The organism is Treponema rectale (genome assembly GCF_014202035.1).
GTDB classification, from domain to species: Bacteria; Spirochaetota; Spirochaetia; order Treponematales; family Treponemataceae; genus Treponema_D; species Treponema_D rectale.
This window is the reverse complement of the sequence record NZ_JACHFR010000002.1, coordinates 14781-34888: the sequence shown is the minus strand read 5'-3', so window position 1 is coordinate 34888 and position 20108 is coordinate 14781. Positions and strand designations below refer to the sequence as shown.

Below are 20108 nucleotides of genomic sequence, written 5' to 3'. Positions count from 1 at the left end.
TTTGGACGTTATATCGGGCAAAAATACCCAAGGTCAGTGGATCTCGTGCTGAGCTGAAGAAATGCTTGTTAAGTGTTGTCTGACAGACTTGTAGCGGTTCCGCAGGTACCAGTTTACCCACCCAAGAGGAAACGATGTTCGCTAAAAGCAAAAAAATCGTACGTCAGTATATCGGAAAGGATATTAAAGACTTCATGCCGCTTCCGAATCTTATTGACATCCAGCTTTCTTCATTTGAAGAATTTATTCAGAAAGACAGACAGTTGAAAAAGGAACCTCTGCTTAATCAGGGTTTACAGGAAGTTTTCAACTCAACATTCCCTATTGAAAGTCCTAATGGCGACATGGTTCTGGAATATGAATTCTATGAACTTGATTTTGCCAATATTAAATTTTCCGAATTAGAGTGCAAAAAGAAAGGCCTTACTTATGCAGTTCCTCTCAAGGCCCGCATCAATTTGAATTTTATTGAAACAGGAGCAATCCTGCAGAAAGATATTTATATGGGCGATGTTCCGCTTATGACAGACAGAGGTACCTTTGTAATCAATGGTGCTGAGCGCGTTGTTGTAAGTCAGATTCACCGTTCTCCTGGAGTTATTTTCCAGCATGATAAGGGTGTATACTCAAGCCGTATCATTCCTTACCGCGGATCATGGCTCGAATTTGAAATTGATCAGAAAAAAGAACTTATTTATGCAAAGATTGACCGCAAGAAGAAGATTCTTGGAACTATATTCCTCAGAGCTCTCGGTTATTCTTCCCGTGAAGAAATCATCAGCTGTTTCTATAAGACAGAAACTGTAAAGGTTCCTTCAGATTCTACAAAGCGTGAAGCCCTTGTAGGAAGAGTTCTTGCATCTGCAGTTCTCATTAAAGATGCTGATTCTGGTGAAGATAAAAATCTTTTCCGTGCCGGTGATAAACTTCATCCGCATGATCTGGATGACCTCGTTGCAAACGGAATTACTGAAATTAATGTAATTAAGTTCAATGCAAAGAAAGATCCTGACAATAAGGACGAAAAGAATCCTTCTCTTGACAGCGAAATGATCGTTAACTGTTTTGAACGCGAAGAGATTATTTTTGCAAAAGACGGAAAGGAAGTTCTTGATGAACCTACAAAAGAAGACTGTCTTGCAAAAGTATATCAGGTTCTTATGCCTGGTGAGCCTATTACTTATGAGGCAGCAGAAAAAGATCTTACAAGCATGTTCTTTACGAACCGCCGCTATGATCTTGGCCGCGTAGGTCGCTATAAGCTTAACAAAAAATTTGATTTCCCGGAAACTGTTGAAGATGTTGTTCTTACAAAGGACGATATCATTCAGACAATGAAGCATCTTATTGAAGTTTATACAGGCGATGAGCCTCTTGATGATATTGATCACTTGGGTAACCGCCGTATCCGTTCAGTAGGTGAACTTCTTACAAATCAGTTCAAGACAGCTTTTGCACGTATGGAACGTATTGCAAAAGACCGCATGAACCTTAAAGAAACAGAAACTCTTAAACCTCAGGATCTTATTTCCATTAAGCCTATCGTTTCTGCAGTACGCGAATTCTTCGGTTCATCACAGCTTTCACAGTTTATGGATCAGTGTAATCCTCTTGCAGAACTTACACATAAACGTCGTCTTAACGCTCTTGGTCCTGGTGGTCTTTCTCGTGACCGTGCAGGCTTTGAAGTTCGTGACGTACACTGGACTCACTATGGACGCATGTGTCCTATTGAAACTCCTGAAGGTCCAAACATCGGTTTGATTGTTTCTCTTGCTATTTTTACCCGCGTAAATGATTACGGATTCCTTGAAGAACCATACCGCAAGGTTGTAGACGGAAAGGCAACTGATGAAGTTGAATACCTTTCTGCAATGGATGAAGAAAAGTACTACGTAGGTCAGGTTACAGAAGGAATGAAAGAAGACGGTTCATTCCCTACAGATCTTATTTCCTGCCGTCATCGCGGTGACTATACAAGCCGTGCTCCGAAAGATATCCAGTACATGGATGTTTCTCCTCGTCAGGTAATTTCTGTATCTGCATCTCTCGTTCCGTTCCTTGAACATGATGACGCTAACCGTGCTCTCATGGGTTGTAACATGCAGCGCCAGGCTGTTCCTCTTATTTTCCCGGAACCACCACATGTAGGTACCGGTATGGAAGCAAAGACTGCTTATGATTCAGGTGTTCTTATTAAGGCTAAGCGTGACGGTGAAGTTGTCTGGGTAGAAAGTGACCTTATTAAGATTAAGCCTAATGGTGCTAAAAATGGTGAGCTTGATGAATATCCAATCCTCAAGTACCAGAAAACTAACAGTGATACATGTAATCATCAGAGACCGACAGTTCAGGTTGGTGAAAAGGTTAAGAAAGGCGATGTAATTGCAGACGGTTCAGCTACATTTAATGGTGAACTTGCTCTTGGACGCAATATTCTCGTAGGTTTCGTTCCTTGGAACGGATATAACTATGAGGACGCTGTTCTTATCAGCCAGAGAGTTGTAAAGGAAGATATGTATACTTCCATTCATATTCACGAATTCCAGACAGAAATTCGCGAAACAAAACTCGGTCCTGAAAAGATTACCCGTGATGTTCCTAATACATCAGAAAAAGCACTTGATAATCTTGATGCAGAAGGTATCGTTCGTGTCGGTGCAAAGGTACGTTCCGGAGATATCCTTGTAGGAAAGGTAACTCCTAAATCAGAAACTGAAACAACTCCGGAATTCAAGCTTTTGAACTCAATCTTCGGTGAAAAGGCTAAAGAAGTACGTGATAATTCCCTTAAACTTCCACACGGTGTTCAGGGTGTTGTAATCGGTATTGAACGTCTTAAGAGAAGTGAAGGCGATGAACTTAATCCTGGCGTAGACGAAGTTGTAAAGGTTGTAATTGCAGACAAGCGTAAGCTGGTTGTCGGAGACAAGATGGCCGGTCGTCACGGAAACAAGGGTGTCGTTGCACGTATTCTTCCTGTTGAAGACATGCCGTATCTTGATGATGGAACTCCACTTGATGTTTGTCTTAATCCGCTTGGTGTTCCTTCCCGTATGAATATCGGACAGATTATGGAAAGTGAGCTTGGTCGTGCAGGTATGGTACTTAATGAATGGTACAATTCTCCTGCATTCCAGACACCTTCACAGGAACAGATTGCAGAAAAGCTTGTTGAAGCTGGTCTTTCTCCAGATTGTAAGCAGCTTGTACATGACGGATTTACAGGTGAAACATTTGTAAACCCTATTTTTGTCGGTGTAATTTACTTCATGAAACTTCATCACCTTGTTGATGATAAGATGCATGCCCGTTCAACTGGTCCATACTCACTGGTTACTCAGCAGCCATTGGGTGGTAAGGCACAGTTTGGTGGACAGCGTCTCGGAGAAATGGAAGTTTGGGCTCTTGAAGCATACGGTGCAGCAAATACACTTCAGGAAATGATGACAATCAAATCTGATGATATGAACGGTCGTTCTAAAGTGTATGAATCAATCGTTAAGGGTGATCCTAGTGCTCCTATCGGTGTACCTGAATCATTCAACGTTCTTGTTCAGGAATTGCGCGGTCTTGCTTTGGATTTCACTATTTATGATGACAAGGGCACGCAGATTGCTCTTACTGAGCGTGATCAGGAAATAATTGACAAGTCAAATGCTGGATTTGACAAGGAGAATGAAGATGCGTGACATTCAGGATTTTGCAAGTCTTAAAATCAAGCTTGCTTCACCGGATACGATTCGTAACTGGTCTTATGGCGAAGTAAAAAAGCCGGAAACCATTAATTACCGTACTCTTCGTCCGGAGCGTGACGGTTTGTTCTGTGAACGCATTTTCGGAACTACAAAGGAATGGGAATGTTACTGTGGTAAGTTCAAGAGCATCCGTTATAAGGGTGTAATCTGTGACCGCTGTGGTGTAGAAGTTACTCACTTTAAGGTTCGCCGTGAACGCACAGGTCATATTGAACTTGCAGCTCCTGTAAGCCACATCTGGTATTATCAGGCAGTTCCAAGCCGCATGGGTACACTCCTCGGGCTTAAGGTAGCAGATCTCCGCTCAATCCTGTATTACGAAAAATACATTGTTATTGATCCGGGTGATACAGACCTGAAGAAAAAACAGCTTCTTTCTGAAGATGAATATAATGAAGCTCTTGAGCGCTTTGGTGAAACCTTCACAGCAGGTATGGGTGCAGAAGCAATAAAGACTCTTCTTGAAAACCTTGATCTTGATGCACTTGCAGAAGAACTTCGTGCAAAGATGATTGAAAAAGGTGCAAAGACGGACAAAACTCTTCTTCGCCGCATTGAAATTGTAGAAAATTTCCGTGCTTCCGGAAACAAAGCAAGCTGGATGATTCTTGACGTTGTTCCTGTAATTCCGCCGGATCTTCGTCCTATGGTTCAGCTTGACGGTGGTCGTTTTGCAACTTCTGACCTTAACGATCTTTACCGCCGTGTAATTAACCGTAATAACCGTCTTAAGAGACTTCAGAGCCTTGCTGCTCCTGATATCATTATCCGTAATGAAAAGCGTATGCTTCAGGAATCAGTAGACTCACTCTTTGATAATACAAAGCGTAAGAATCGTGTTGTTAAGGGAGCATCAAGCCGTCCTCTCAAGTCAATTTCTGACATGATTAAGGGTAAGCAGGGTCGTTTCCGCCAGAACCTTCTTGGTAAACGTGTAGACTACTCAGGTCGTTCCGTAATCGTTGTTGGTCCGGAACTTAAGCTCTGGCAGTGCGGTCTTCCTGAAAAAATGGCACTTGAACTCTTCAAGCCTTTCATTATGAAAAAGCTTGTTGATAAGGGTGTAGTATTTAATATTAAAAAGGCAAAGATGCTTGTTGAAAGCGAAGCTACAGAAGTATTCGCAATCCTTGATGAAGTTGTTCGTGAACATCCGGTTATGCTTAACCGTGCTCCTACACTTCACCGTCTTGGTATTCAGGCATTTGAACCTGTTCTTGTTCCAGGAAAGGCTCTTAAGCTTCATCCTCTTGCATGTAAGGCTTTCAACGCCGACTTCGACGGTGACCAGATGGCTATTCACGTTCCTCTTACTCAGGCAGCACAGATGGAATGCTGGACATTGATGCTTTCTGCACGTAACCTTCTTGACCCTGCTAACGGTAAGACTATCGTTGCTCCATCTCAGGACATGGTTCTTGGTATTTATTACATGACTTCCATTAAGCCAAATGCCAAGGGAACTGGAAAATTCTTCAGTTCTGCAGATGAAGTTCGTCTTGCAGCATCAAGCGGCGCAATTGAATGGCAGGCAAAGATTAAGATTCATAAGAACATCCTTAATAAGTGTGTTTCTGGGGATGAAAATCTTGAAGATAAATACATTGAAACTTCAGCAGGACGTCTTGCATTCAATGAATTCATGCCTGAAGAAGTAGATTATCAGAACGATCAGCTTGGTGATAAAAAACTTAAGAAGATGATTGAGGATGTTTATCACAATGAACAGACTTCTGATAAGAAAGTTAAGGCAATGATTTCTGAGTTCTTTGCAGAAAAAGGAAAGCCTTTTGATAAAATTACAGCAGAAGCTCTTGATGAACTTATGGCTGAACCTTCATTCATTAAGAAGATTGAAGTTCTTTACAATAGAGAAACACCTTTTGAAGAATCAAAGCTTCGTAAGCTTATTATCAGTCTTTATGCTACTGACCGTGCATGGCTTACAATTCAGATGCTTGATGCCGTTAAGGCTTGTGGTTATAAAAACGCTACATTCTATGGTGCAACTCTTTCTATGGACGACATTCTTGTTCCTGATATTAAGGTTAAGAAGGTTGAAGAAGCAAATAAGGAAGCAGAAAGAGTTATTAATGAATGGTCAAAGGGATCCATTACTGCTGATGAACGCTATAACCGCGTAACTGAAATCTGGAGTCACGTCAACGACGAACTTACAGAAACTATGTATAAGAACATGGCTGCACATAGAGACGGATTTAATACAATCTACATGATGGCCGATTCTGGTGCCCGTGGTTCTAAGAAACAGATGTCTCAGCTGGCTGCAATGCGTGGACTTATGCAGAAGCCTAACGGAGATATTATTGAACTTCCGGTTAAGTCAAACTTTAAGGAAGGTCTTTCGGTTATTGAGTACTTTATTTCTTCAAACGGTGCCCGCAAAGGTCTTTCAGATACAGCTCTTAAGACAGCCGATGCCGGTTACATGACCCGTCGTCTTGTTGATGTTGCACAGGATGTTGTTGTTAATGAAAAGGACTGCGGTACAATCAACGGTATTGATTACACAGCAATTAAAGACGGTGAAACAGTAGTTGTTCCACTTGCAACAAGAATTGCCGGACATTACACAATTGAACGTGTTATTGACCCTGTATCAGGAGAACTTCTTGCAGATGTAAACCAATACATCGATGAAGCTCTTGCTGCAAAAATTGATAAAGCCGGTGTAGAAAAAGTTAAGCTTCGTACAGTCCTTACTTGTGAAAGCAAGCATGGTATCTGCGTAATGTGCTATGGAAAAGACCTTGCACGTAACAAGATTGTTGAAATTGGTGAAGCTGTAGGTACAATTGCAGCTCAGTCTATCGGACAGCCGGGTACTCAGCTTACACTCCGTACATTCCATACTGGTGGTGCGGCTGATACTTCTTCTGAAGACAACCATATTACAATGAAGTATCCGGTTTACATTGAAAGCGTATCCGGAACACACGTAGAAACAAAAGAAGGTAACTGGCTCTTCACACGTCGTGGTTCTATGATAGTTACAAAACTTTTCAATAAGTATGACGTTCCGTCTGGAGCAGAAGTTCTTGTTGAAGATGGTGCCCGTGTTCGTAAGGATACTCCTGTTATCAGAAATGGTTCTAAAGAAGAAGTTGCTTCAGATAACGGACGCATTATCCTTAAGGGCAAAGTTATGTACCTTGTAAGTAATGATCAGAAGGTTGAGATTTCCAACGGTTCGAAGATTTATGCCGCATACGTTAATGCAGACTGTGTTGCAGATGCAAATGTTCCTGTCGGTGAATTTGATCCGTTCAGTGAGCCTATTATTGCTGAAGTTTCAGGATACATTCACTATGAAGACATTATTCCGGGTGTAACACTGGAAGAACATACTGATATTCAGACTGGTAATACAGAACGTCATATCAGTGATCTTCATCTTGATGTAAAACAGCCTCGTCTTATCATTAGTGATGAAGATGGTAACGAACTTGGTAGTTATCACCTTCCGGCTGGAGCTCTTCTCCTTGCAGAAGATAAACAGTCTGTTGAAGCAGGATTTGTTCTTGCTAAGCTTCCTAAGGCAGCTGCAAAAGCTAACGATATTACTCTCGGTCTTCCACGTGTATCAGAATTGTTTGAAGCACGTAAACCAAAGAACCCTGCCGTAATTTCACAGATTACTGGTGAAGTAAGTTTCGGTAAGGTTGTTAAAGGTAAGCGTACTGTTATCGTAACTGATGAATACGGTAAGCAGTTCAACCACCTTGTTCCTATGACAAAGCGTCTTCTTGTACGTGATGGTGATAAAGTTGAAGCCGGAGAAAAACTTTGTGACGGATCAGTAGATGCACATGACGTACTTAATGTACTCGGTGAAGATGCTCTTCAGAACTTCCTTATGGATGAAATCCAGGGCGTTTACCGTGCACAGGGTGTAGATATTAACGACAAGCATATCGGTGCAATTATCCGCCAGATGCTTAAGAAAGTAGAAATTGTTAATGTTGGTGATACAAGATTTATCTTTGGTCAGCAGGTTGACAAGTATACATTCCGTGAGGAAAATGCAGAGGTTATTGCAAAAGGTGGACAGCCTGCCGTTGCACGCCCTATGTTCCAGGGTATTACAAAGGCAGCTCTTGCTACTGATTCCTTTATTTCTGCATCTTCATTCCAGGAAACAACCCGTGTTCTTACAAATGCTGCTATTGCAGGTTCCGTTGATCATCTTCGCGGTCTTAAAGAGAATGTTATCATCGGACATATGATTCCTGCAGGAAGCGGTATGAGACAGTACCACAACATCAAGCTTACAGATAAATCAAATGTAGACCTTGATGCAAAGATGGAAGAGATTCTTGAACTTCGCAGACAGGAAGAACTTGAAGCTCATCCTGAAGAAGTAATGTACGGTCCTGAAGATACAGCAGGAATGGATGACTAATTCATTAAATTCAGGGGGAATTCCAGAAATTCTATTGACGAGTTCCCTCTGAATTTAGTAAACTTTCGGCACTCTAATAGTTAAATCCCGGGAGTGCTGCCCGGAAAATATAGGAGAATAGGCGATGCCTACAATTAATCAGTTAATTCGTAAAGGTCGTCAGTCAGCTGCAAACAGAACTAAAGCTCCCGCACTTCAGTCTTGTCCGCAGAAACGTGGTGTTTGTACACGTGTAATGACTATGACACCTAAAAAGCCTAACTCAGCTCTTCGTAAGATTGCTCGTGTTAGACTCTCAAATGGTATTGAAGTTACTGCATACATTCCAGGTATTGGACATAACTTGCAGGAACACTCTGTAGTATTGGTACGCGGTGGACGTGTAAAGGACCTTCCTGGTGTACGTTACCATATTATCCGCGGTACAAAAGATACTCTTGGTGTAGACGGACGCAAACGCGCTCGTTCTAAGTACGGTGCTAAGAAACCTAAGGCATAATAAGAAGGAGGATTACTATGGGAAGACATAAGAAATCAGTAAATCGTCCGGTTATGCCAGATGAAAAATATAACAGCGTTGTAATCGCTAAATTTGTTTCACGTATGATGCTTGATGGTAAGAAACAGACTTGCCAGAAGATTATCTACGAAGCATTAGACAAGCTTAAGGCAAAGACAGACAAGGATCCTCTTGAAGTATTCCTTAAGGCTCTTGACAATGTAAAACCAATGGTAGAAGTAAAAAGCCGCCGTGTAGGTGGTGCTACATATCAGGTACCTATCGAAATCCGTGATGCTCGTCGCGAAGCTCTTGCTATGAGATGGATGATTGGTGCTGCACGCAGCCGCTCAGGCCGCGGAATGGCAGAAACTCTTGCTGCTGAATTGTTTGATGCATTCAACAACACAGGTTCTGCTTACAAGAAGAAGGAAGATACACACAAGATGGCAGAAGCAAACAAGGCTTTTGCTCACTATCGCTGGTAGAATTACCTTCTTTTTTGAATACCCGTTCTGCTTTATGCTGAGCGGGTTTTTTTATTTTAAATTCGTAGTTGTATTTGGTGTGAATTTTTACAGGAATGATTTTTTTATTGAAATATTCTTTAAAATATTATTTTTTTATATTACATTTATAAAAAAGGAGGCATGATAAAAAGTACTGCGCTGTATTTTTATCATTTGTAGTTGTATTTTAAAGCCTGCAGCTGCTTTTTTTCCGTATAGGCTTTATTAAGGAGAATGGTTTATGAAGACTAGAGTTGGATTTGCAGCATTTTTAACTGTTTGTGCGGCTTCGGCTGTATTTTCCTGCAGCAGCGAATCATCAAAGAACGTTCAGAGAGTGTTGTGTGATGATTATAGAAAAGCAATGCGTGATTTCGTAATACAAATTTCTGATACAGCACGCAAAGTTGATTCTGATTTTATAGTCATTCCTCAAAATGGTCAGAATGTTGCCTGGGATGATGATGCAGAAGAGCTTGAGCCTGATTCTTCATATTTTAATGCGATTGATGGCTGTGGAAGAGAGGATACTTTTTATGGTATGAATTCTTCCTATGATATTGCAGACGGAGAGAAAACTCCTGAAAATCTGTCTGCTGAAATTCAGGAAATGTGTGATGTTTATGTGAATGCCGGACTTGTGGTTTTATCAACTGATTACACTAAAGCTGTTACGCAGAATATCGAGGATTCCTTCAGCAAAAATGCAGCCAGGGGGTATATTTCTTTTGCTGCAACAGAGAGAAATCTGAATGTCATCCCTGATTATGAACCATATAACAAAAATACTTCTGATATAAAGAAACTGTCTGATGCAAAGAATTTTCTCTATATTATAAATCCTGATGATTACAATAAAGAAACTTTTATTTCGGCTTTGAAAGAAACTGATTATGATGTAATTATAATGGATCTTTTTATAACGAATAATCAGTTGTCTAAAGAGGATATCGATGCATTAAAAACAAAGAAAAATGGAGGTTCCCGCCTTGTAATATGTTATATGAGCATCGGAGAAGCAGAGGATTACCGCTGGTATTGGAGTCAGGTAGAGGAAAAGTATCTTTATGAAGAAAATCCCGAGTGGAAGGGAAATTATAAAGTGTGTTACTGGGATCCGGACTGGCAGAAAATAATTTGCGGAGAGAATGGCTATCTTTCTAAAATTCTTGACTCTGGTTTTGACGGTGTGTATCTGGATATTATAGATGCGTTTGAATATTTTGAAGAAAAAGGAACTCTTTAGAGTTATTGTATGATTGTAAGGCGGCAGAGAATGCCGCTTTTTTTTATTGAGGGGGTAGTACAAACCCTCAAAACGGCGAAGTCAAGGCTTTAAGCGTTAGCGTGCCTTGACTCGACGTATTATTTTAAACTAAGTTCATAGAAGAAAAGACACTTTTGTTGAATAACTTGAATAAAAGTGCTAAATTATCGAATTATGACTGCAAATGAATTACGCTCAAAATATATTGAGTTTTTTAAATCAAAAAATCATGCTGTTATTTCCGGACAGAGTTTGATTCCGGAGAATGATCCTTCTGTTTTATTTACAACTGCGGGTATGCATCCGCTTGTTCCTTATCTTCTTGGAGAAAAGCATCCTGCCGGAACTCGTCTTACGGATTATCAGAAATGTGTACGTACCGGTGATATTGATGAAGTTGGAGACCCGTCGCATCTTACATGTTTTGAAATGCTGGGAAACTGGTCTCTGGGTGATTATTTCAAAAAAGAATCTATATCTTTTTCTTATGAATTCCTTACAAGCAAGGAATGGCTTGGACTTGATCCGCGTAAGATTTCGGTAACAGTTTTTGCCGGTGATGAAAATGCACCTCGTGATGAAGAAGCTGCTTCTGTATGGAAGTCAGTGGGTATGCCTGAGGATAAAATTGCATATCTTCCTGCAAGTGATAACTGGTGGGCTGCCGGTCCTACAGGTCCATGCGGTCCTGACACAGAAATTTTCTATTGGGTTGGAGAAGGACTTCCTCCTGAAGGTTCCAATAAAGGTACGGATTCTGCAAACTGGATGGAAATATGGAACAATGTTTTCATGCAGTTTAATCGTGTAGACGAAAAGACTCTTGAGCCTCTTCCGAAGAAAAATGTTGATACCGGAATGGGTCTTGAACGTACTAACTGTATTCTTCAGGGAAAGACTTCTGTTTATCTTACTGAGGTTTTCCAGCCTATCATTCAGAAAATAGGTGAACTTGCAGACGGTTATGTTTATGGTACTGATTCAGAAAAAGATAAGAGTGTTCGTATTATTGCAGATCATAGCCGTGCATCAGTATTTATTCTCGGTGATCAGAAGGGTGTAAGCCCTGATAGAGTTGGTGCGGGTTATGTACTTCGCCGTCTTATCCGCCGTGCTGTTCGTCATGGAATGAAACTTGGAATTGAGAAGGCATTCCTTGCAGAAGTTGCACAGGTTGTAATTGATAATTTCAAGAATGCTTATCCTGAACTTGAGCAGAATGCAGCTAAGGTATTTAAGGAACTTACTGCAGAAGAAGAAAAATTCCGTCTTACTCTTAAGAAGGGTGAGGCAGAATTCCAGAAGCTTCTTCCAAATCTTATGAAGAATCCTAAAAAGATTATTAGTGGAAAAGTTGCTTATAATCTTTATGAAACATATGGTTTCCCTCTGGAACTTACTCAGGAACTTGGAGCAGAAAACGGATTTACTGTTGATGTAGAAGGATTCCGTGAGGCTGAAAAAAAGCACCAGGAAGCAAGTAAGACTGCTGAGGCCGGAAAGGCAAAAGGCGGTATTGCAGAGCAGTCTGATGTTGCAACGAAGTATCATACAGCAACACATCTTCTCCAGCAGGCACTGGTTAATGTTTTAGGTGATCAGGTTGCGCAGAAGGGGTCAAATATTAATAGTGAACGTATGAGGTTTGACTTTACTTTTGAACGTCCTATGACTAAGGAAGAAATTCAAAAAGTAGAAGATATTGTAAATGAAAAAATCAAGGAAGATCTTCCTGTAACAATGGAAGTTATGCCTCTTGATGCAGCAAAGGCTGAAGGTGCCAGAGCTTTGTTTACTAATAAATATGGTGAAGATGTAAAGGTTTATACGATTGGCCGTGATCCTAAAACTGACTGGTTCAGTAAGGAAGTATGCGGTGGACCTCATGTTCAGCATACGGCACAGATTGGTGACTTTAAGATTCAGAAGGAACAGTCTTCTTCTGCTGGTGTCCGCCGTATTCGTGCAGTTATTTCCGGAGGACTTCCGCTGGATAAATAACTGAAGCCTTTTAATTAATCTGTAACGTTTTAATTTTAAGGTGTTTTATTTATTAAAAAGAGGATTGTTATGAAACGTTTTGCTTTAGGATTAGCCTTTATTTTTGGTATGGCAGTAAGTGCCTTTGCCCAGAATGATTTACAGCCACTTGCCGTAGTTAAGCTCAGCAAGCCTGAGACTATTACTGTAAAAACGCTTAAGGCTCGTGTAAATTTTGTTCTTAAACAGTATGAACCATACGGAATGACAGAACTGTCGCTTGAGCAGAAAAAAGAAGTACTTGAAAATCTTATTACTGAAAAACTTATTAATCAGGCAGCTGCAAAAGATGGTCTTTCTATTACTGATTCGCAGGTTAATGAGCAGTTTCTTAAGACTTTCAGTCAGCAGCTTGGTCAGAATGTAACAGAGGCTCAGCTTAATGATCTTATCAAACAGCGTACAGGTAAATCTCTGGATGAATATCTTAAAGAAAACAGCGGAATGAATACTGCAGAATATAAGGCTTATCTTAAAAATCAGATTATTGCCCAGCAGTATGTTCTTAAACAGAAGCATGATGCCATTGCAGGGGTACAGGCATCTGATGAAGAAATCAGAAAAGCCTATGAAATGAATAAGGCAACCTTTGTATGGAATGATATGGTTCGTCTTTTCCTTGTTATGGTTCCAAAAGATTCTGATGCAGCAAATGCAAAGAAAACTGCAATGGATCTCAGGGCTTCTTATGAGAAAAAACCGGCAACTGCAGCTAATGATATTAAGAATTCTGAAAAGAATGGAACTGCATATAGGGCAGGTGACATAATCGTTCAGAAAACTTCCCAGCAGGCACAGCAGCTTGGCTGGAATTATGATAAGATTCTTGAACTTTTTGGTAAGGAAACCGGTTATCTTAGTGAAATTACAGAAACTGACAGGGATTTTCAGTTTTATGCTGTTCTTAAGAAATATGATGCAAAAATGCTTGGAATCAGCGATGTAGTTCAGCCGGAAAGCAACGTGACTGTGTATGAGTATATAAAAGAAAACCTTACTTCACAGAAGCAGAATCAGTATTTTTCTCAGGCAGCAAAAGATGTTGGAAAGGAACTGGATACAGCTGCAAATGTAGAACGTAAGAAGACAGGTGAAGCTTTGGATAAGCTTCTTGACTGGTAGCAGGAGAAAAACGTGTCTAGAAGAAAAGGTAGAATACTTGCATTCCAGGCTTTGTATACACACGATCTTGTTAAGAAACCCCTTGAGGAGTTGCTTAAGTTTGATTGGGACAAGGCTGATGAAATAGATACAGAAGGTGATGAAGAGTCTTCTAAAGATAATGCTTCCAGAGAAGATTCTTATGATTATGCCCGTATTCTTATTGCCGGAACCATAAATCATCTTGAAGAAATTGATGCTATCATTCAAAGTCATTTGAGTGAAAAATGGACGATGGAAAGACTTAACAAGGTAGCACTTGCAGTAATGCGCATAAGTGTTTTTACTTTGCTTAATCAAAAGGAGATATCTCCTTCCATTGTTATAAACGAAGCAGTTGCAATTGCAAAGGACTTCGGAGCTGAAGATTCATACAAGTTTATCAATGCAGTTCTTGATAAGATAAGTAAAGAGACAGCTTCTTGAAAAAAATATTTTTGATATTTATAGCGGCAGTTTTTATATTGCCGCTTTTTAATTCCTGTTCATCTCATTCAAAATCTGTTTCCCTTACGGCGATTCTTGAGCAGGTTGACATATATATTTCTTTAAATAATTCATCAGAAGCGTATTCGTTATTAAAACAGGCAGAAAAATCAGCTTCAACCTATTTTGAGCGTCTTGGAGTATACAAGCGTTATATTATTCTTGGAGATAAGAAAAAGGCCGTTAGCGTTCTTTCTGAGGCTCTGAAAGATTTTCCTGATAACAATCAGATCCGGGCCGTGTACGTTCAGTTCCTGCTGGATGAAGGAAAAACAAAGGAGGCAGTTAAGGCAGCAAAAAAGCTTGACGGTACGGAATATTCCTCTCTGTATGCAGAAAGTTCACTTAAGCTGCTTCTGGATGAAAAAAATCCTGATGCTTTTAAAGATTCAAGCCTTATAAATGTTTATATTGAGGCATGGAAAGGCTCTGGAGATTCTGTGTGGCTCAGAAACGGAGCGCTTCTTTATCTTAGGGACGGAAAATTTTTGGAAGCTGCGGAACTTTATCCGGAAAATGTATTCGGCAAAACTGATGTTTTATTCTGGCAGAAAGTTCTTTATGATGCAGGTGATTATGTAAGAAGTGCAGCTGCAGGTGAATGTGAGGCAGTATTTGATGATTATCCTTCTCTTGAAGAACACCTTATGCTCTTGTCTGATTGTTACCATGTTTTGAATTATGAAGAAAATGAAAGTGCATGCCGTAGAGAGCTGATAGACAGGGCAGAGGCTTTGAATATTCTTCCTGATGAATTTAATGAAAATCTTGCAAAGTGCTACATGAATGATGCATTGTATTGTGCTTCAAAAGGTGATGCGGCAGGAGAATTTGCAGGTATAAACTATCTGCTGTCAGTAAACTCCTGTTATGTTCCGGCACTGGCTTTGTATGCACAGGAAGCTTTTGACAGTAAGCCCTATACAGAAGACCGCCTTATGCAGGAATTGAGGGATTCCGGGCTAAAGACACTAAAAATGGAAGAAAATGATTTAAGACCCCGGGCTTCCGTTGATATTGCAATATATAGAATTGAAAATGCTCTGGCTCAGTCTGATAGTGCAGCCCTGAAAGTTCTTTATCATTCTGTACTGAATAAAAAAAATACTTCTGATGGAAAAGAGCAGCGTTCATCTAAGGTGTGGGAATTTCTTGAGCAGAATGAACTTGGAAAAAATCTTTATCCGCCGGAAATTGTTGATTATGCTGTGGGAATGCTTATTCATGAAAATTCTGCGGATACTGCCCAGCTGATATTTGACAGGAATATTGAAGCTGTATACGGAAAGGATTTTATAATCGCAGATAACATAGAAAAAATGCGCCGTAATGAACTGGTATATGCTGCCTGGTTTGCCTGTCGGGATGGAAATGCTGATATTGCAGAAAAAATATACGATTTTTTGAATTCAAGATATGGAAAACAGGTGACTTCTCTGGTAAATCTTTCTGTTATTTATGCAGGAACTTTCAGGGAAGAAAAAGCTGTGGAGGCGTTAAGCGAGGCTTCTTCCATTGCTGCAGATTCTTTTACGAAATCAGAGATTCTTTACAGGATGGGACGTTTAAGTGATTCTCTTGGAGATACAAAGAATGCCGTTCGTTCCCTTCAGTATGCCCTTCAGCTTAATCCGGGGAATAACAAAGCCAGGCTTTTACTGAAAAATGTCCTTAATTAGCACAGTATTTTTATAAAAAAATTTGACTTAGGAATGAGATTTTATTACATTGTCAGTAAATGATGTTTTAAAAATTATTTGGAGGTAGATATGAAAATCAGACCATTGGCAGACAGAGTACTTGTAAAACAGGTTGCTGCAGAAACAAAAACTGCAAGCGGACTTATTATTCCTGATACAGCACAGGAAAAAACACAGCAGGCTGTGGTAGAAGCTGTTGGCCCTGGAACTGAAAAAGATAAAATCACTGTAAATGTAGGTGATAAGATTCTGTATGATAAATATGCAGGAACAAATCTTAAAGTTGACGGGGATGATTATCTTATCCTTAAAATGAGCGATATTATTGCCGTAGTTGAATAATCGTGTCATTCTGATACATCGAAATTGTAAATTTATAAAAGTGGGTCTTTTTGACTCACTTTTTTTATTATCCTGCTGTGTCATTGTCGTGTTTGACTCTGCTGATATTATTTATTCATGATTTTTTGAATAAAGTTACTTTTTCTGTTCCAAAATTCATTTTATTTCAGTGCAGATTTTTACTGAATTCAAATTTTTTTGATTCATTTTGCATCATTTTTTCCTGAATATCGGGATATAAAATAAATAATCATTTTTTCAATTTGTTGGCATGATTCTTGCTATATTAATTATTGATATCAGGAGGCTGTTATGTACAACGAATTATCAATCATGAACTCTTACATTAAAGATATTGCCCGCATTCCGCTTTTAACTGCAGAAGAAGAGAAAGAACTTGCTGTAAAAGCTGCTTCCGGAGATAAAGCTGCAAAGAATAAACTTATAAATGCAAACCTCCGTTTTGTAATAAATATTGCCAAACAGTTCATTCATCGTGGAATGGAACTTGAAGACCTTGTGAGTGAAGGAAATGTTGGACTTATAATTGCTGTAGATCATTTTGATGTAAATAAAGGATTCCGCTTTATTTCGTATGCAGTATGGTGGATTCGTCAGACAATTCTTAAAGCTCTTAGTGAAAAATGCCGTCCTATAAGGCTTCCGATGAATAAGGCAGATGACCTTGTTCGTATTGAAAAGGCCCGTAAGATGCTCGGTTCAAAACTTTCTGAGGAAGAGGAATTTGCTGAAGTTGCCCGCATGCTTGAACTTGATCCGTCTTATGTAAAGGAAATGGTTGAGATTTCCCGTGAAATGCTTAGCCTTGATGCAGAGATTACTACAGACGGTGCAGTTAAATCCTTTGGAGAAACTGTTGAGGATAAACGTTATGCTGCTCCGGAAGAAGAAGCTTTGAATTCATGCATGAAGTCTGATATTTCTAAAGTTCTTTCATCCCTTAAGCCGAATGAAGAGCGTGTTCTCCGCATGAGATACGGACTTAATGGTGTTAAGCCGATGTCTCTTAAGGAAGTCGGAAAACATTTTAATCTTACCCGTGAAAGAATCCGTCAGATTGAACAGAGTGCCATCAAGCACATGAGGGTTCCTGGAAAACTTTCAAAGCTCAGCTCTTATGTTGCTTAATGCATCATAGCGTGCAATTTTGAGGATTTCTTTGTCGCGGTTTAAATCTGCGATTCCCAGTGTCAGATAACCTGATTGAATGGTTCCGGTAACTTCACCGGGACCTCTTATTTTTAAATCCTCTTCTGCTATTTTAAAGCCGTCTGTTGTTTCGTGAAGAACTTTCATACGTTTGATTCCATCTTGAGATATGTTTTTTCCATAAATGAGAAAACAGTAAGACTGTAAGTCGGAACGTCCGACTCTTCCTCTTAACTGATGGAGTTCAGCAAGTCCGAATCTGTCTGCATGTTCAATAACGATACATGTAGCATTTGCCACATCTACACCGACTTCAACAACAGTTGTTGCGATTAAAACCTGAATTTTTCCTGTCTTGAAGTCATCGAGAATCTGTTTCTGTTCGTCTTCGTCTATTTTTCCATGTATGAGTGCGCATGTGAATTCCGGATAGACTTGAGTGTTTAAGAAAGAAAACATTTCTGAAGCAGATTTCAGGTTTTTGTCATCAGATGTATTTTCTCCTGATTCTTCTGAAATCCGCGGATATACGAAATATGCCTGATGTCCCTGCCTGAGTTGTTTTCGCACTTCTTCATATACGTTATTTTCGTGGCCCATGACAGTCAGGTATGTTCTTACACTTTTTCTTCCTTCCGGCATGGTTTTAATTATACTTATGTCCAGATCGCCAAATACCGTAAGTGCGAGAGTTTGAGGAATAGGAGTTGCACTCATCATCAGAACGTCTGGAGTATGCGTTTTTGTACCGTTTGAAATTCTGCCCCGGTCTATAATTGATTCACGCTGGGCTACACCAAACCGGTGCTGTTCGTCTATTACAGCGAGATGCAGGTTTTTGTATTCCACACCTTTGCTGAAGAGTGCATGAGTTCCAATTATAAGATTGATTGTACCTTCTTTAAGTGCAGCTAAAAGTGGCTGCCGGCTTTTAGATTTTAGATTTCCCGTAAGGAATGCAACTTTAATTCCCAGAGGTTCAAGAAGTTTTGCTGCATTTTCTGCATGCTGGCGTGCCAGCAATTCTGTCGGGGCAAGAAAAGCACATTGTCCGCCATAATTTATTACCCGGACACATATAAAAAAAGCTGTCAGGGTTTTTCCACTGCCGACATCTCCCTGAAGAAGCCGCTGCATTGAAAATGGAGTGCCCGTTATTTTTTCCGGAGAGTTTATTAAAGAATTTCTGTCTGCGGCACTTTTATCTATGTCTTCATTCATCTGTTGAATGACTTTCATCTGATCTGCCGTAAGTTCAAAGGGTAGCCTTCTGTATAGTTCCAGCTGAAGGGGAGACAGGCTTTTTTCAAAGTCTGAGTTTTTATCCGGAGTAGAAAAATATGCGGCGCCATTGTTTTCTAAATAAGAGGTTTCTGTATCATCAGGAAGTTTTCCCCGGTGTCTTAGTGCACGCAGGAGCATTTTGTATTCGAAGTTATAAAGTTCTTCGTAAATTAAAGTCTGCCTGGCCTGCATTGCTTCCTGTAAAGTTTCCGGTTCATGAATTTTTTGAATCGCCTGGGATTTTGTCAGCAGGTGCCGTTCCTTAATTGTGTGGTCAGGAAGATCATTTTCCAAAGCCTTTGCATACTGACGTAATGACTGGGATATGGCTTTTCTGTAGTTTTTTTGTGAAAGCCCTTCTGTGAGAGGATAAACGGAGAGAACTTTACTGCCAGGAACCGCAGCTTCTTCGTATTCGGATAATTCACCTTCATCTGCAATTTTTTCTGCTTCAAATGCAGATGACTGAAGCTGGCCGTATTTTATTTCGAATTTTCCCGTAACGCTTATGATGCTTCCTTCAGGAAGTGATTTTTGTAGAAACGGGCGGTTAAAGGCAATCAGCCATGCTGTAGCAGTGCCGTCGGTTACTGCAATTTTAAGATTTCTCATGCGGCCATATCCAAACCATTCATGAGCCGTTACTTTGCATATGGTGTGGACTTTAGGATAAACAGAAAATTCTGCAAGCGAAACTTTTTTTGTCCTGTCTTCGTAATCTCTTGGAAATACTTGAAGAAGATCTGCAACCGTAAAAATCCCAAGTCGTGCAAACTGTCTGGCTGCAGCTGGTCCTACACCAGAAAGAGATTCAATTGTATTTTTTAAATCCTGAAGTTTCATCGGCAGGAGTATTCCTCAATTTTTATTATCAGAATGTGCTGAGAATTCCTGTCAGCAGTGTAATAATGATGCCTCCTGTTATGTTCATGAGGACTAAGACAATTATGGCAGTTATAAGTGCTGTTCTGTAACGGAGTGTTCTTCCAAATGAAAACGGTTTTGAAAACATGTAGATTATTTTTGATATCTGATAATCCAGTTGTGTGAGTATCGGAGAGTCAGATCTTGCGCTTTCACCTTTAAGGAAAACAATTACAAGTCTTACAATCAGCATAATGATTAGAAAAATGAGTATTGAACTTAAAACAGCCCAGATTGAAGAGATCAAAAGTGCAAGTAAAAGTCCGGGTCTGAATGCTCTGAATTGAGACATACTGTTAAGTACGGATGAGGCGGCTCCCAGAAGACATAGCCCTAAAGCCGGGGTAAAATCAAAACCTGCAATTATGAGGAACCGGAATTTCTTGAAAAAGTTAAGGTAAGGACTGCAGACTCTCGAAAGAAACCTTACGGCTCCGTTATAGCCTATGCCCGGAATCCAGGTAAGTATGATGTAGGCAAAGCAGAGAATAGTATAGAGGTTTACAAGTGCTGCAAGAAATCTGAAAATACTCATTTGTTCTCCT

Annotated in this window: 13 protein-coding genes; 11 read left to right on the top strand and 2 right to left on the bottom strand. The window is 40.0% G+C overall.

What is annotated here, in order from left to right; translation table 11 throughout:
• The first annotated feature begins 134 nt into the window (after positions 1-134).
• From rpoB to HNP77_RS04660, 11 genes are all read left to right on the top strand, one after another.
• Complete coding sequence (gene rpoB, locus HNP77_RS04710) at positions 135-3692, top strand: DNA-directed RNA polymerase subunit beta (protein ID WP_184652023.1); 3558 nt, start codon at positions 135-137, stop codon at positions 3690-3692.
• On the top strand, positions 3685-8181 hold the full coding sequence (gene rpoC / locus HNP77_RS04705) for a DNA-directed RNA polymerase subunit beta' (RefSeq protein WP_184652022.1): 4497 nt from the start codon (positions 3685-3687) through the stop codon (positions 8179-8181). Before rpoB ends, rpoC begins: the two co-directional genes overlap by 8 nt.
• 124 nt (positions 8182-8305) lie before the next feature.
• Positions 8306-8680 carry a 30S ribosomal protein S12 gene (rpsL, locus tag HNP77_RS04700; protein WP_184652021.1) on the top strand — a complete coding sequence of 125 codons (375 nt, stop codon included), beginning with the start codon at positions 8306-8308 and terminating at the stop codon, positions 8678-8680.
• A gap of 17 nt (positions 8681-8697) precedes the next feature.
• On the top strand, positions 8698-9168 hold the full coding sequence (gene rpsG, locus HNP77_RS04695) for a 30S ribosomal protein S7 (protein ID WP_184652020.1): 471 nt from the start codon (positions 8698-8700) through the stop codon (positions 9166-9168).
• A 262-nt stretch (positions 9169-9430) separates the two neighbouring features.
• Complete coding sequence (locus HNP77_RS04690; protein ID WP_184652019.1) at positions 9431-10435, top strand: endo alpha-1,4 polygalactosaminidase; 1005 nt, start codon at positions 9431-9433, stop codon at positions 10433-10435.
• Between the two features lie 195 nt (positions 10436-10630).
• Positions 10631-12457, top strand: a complete 1827-nt coding sequence (locus HNP77_RS04685; RefSeq protein WP_184652018.1) for an alanine--tRNA ligase — start codon at positions 10631-10633, stop codon at positions 12455-12457.
• A 69-nt stretch (positions 12458-12526) separates the two neighbouring features.
• The gene (locus tag HNP77_RS04680; RefSeq protein WP_184652017.1) at positions 12527-13618 is read left to right on the top strand and encodes an MOSP complex formation periplasmic protein, TDE1658 family; all 1092 of its coding nucleotides are present in this window, start codon (positions 12527-12529) and stop codon (positions 13616-13618) included.
• 12 nt (positions 13619-13630) lie between these two features.
• A complete protein-coding gene (nusB, locus tag HNP77_RS04675; protein ID WP_184652016.1) occupies positions 13631-14083 on the top strand; it encodes a transcription antitermination factor NusB in 453 nt (150 codons plus the stop codon).
• Positions 14080-15822 carry a tetratricopeptide repeat protein gene (locus HNP77_RS04670; protein ID WP_184652015.1) on the top strand — a complete coding sequence of 581 codons (1743 nt, stop codon included), beginning with the start codon at positions 14080-14082 and terminating at the stop codon, positions 15820-15822. Before nusB ends, HNP77_RS04670 begins: the two co-directional genes overlap by 4 nt.
• Before the next feature lie 90 nt (positions 15823-15912).
• Positions 15913-16185 carry a co-chaperone GroES gene (locus tag HNP77_RS04665; protein WP_184652014.1) on the top strand — a complete coding sequence of 91 codons (273 nt, stop codon included), beginning with the start codon at positions 15913-15915 and terminating at the stop codon, positions 16183-16185.
• 312 nt (positions 16186-16497) lie between these two features.
• Positions 16498-17334, top strand: a complete 837-nt coding sequence (locus HNP77_RS04660; RefSeq protein WP_184652013.1) for a sigma-70 family RNA polymerase sigma factor — start codon at positions 16498-16500, stop codon at positions 17332-17334.
• On the opposite strand, the gene recG is transcribed toward HNP77_RS04660, so the two are convergent.
• The gene (recG, locus tag HNP77_RS04655) at positions 17308-19482 is read right to left on the bottom strand and encodes an ATP-dependent DNA helicase RecG (RefSeq protein WP_184652012.1); all 2175 of its coding nucleotides are present in this window, start codon (positions 19480-19482) and stop codon (positions 17308-17310) included. The two genes, HNP77_RS04660 and recG, sit on opposite strands and share 27 nt — an antisense overlap.
• Positions 19483-19510: 28 nt before the next feature.
• Positions 19511-20098: a YggT family protein gene (locus HNP77_RS04650; RefSeq protein WP_184652011.1), complete on the bottom strand. Its 588-nt coding sequence runs from the start codon at positions 20096-20098 to the stop codon at positions 19511-19513.
• Positions 20099-20108: the final 10 nt, after the last annotated feature.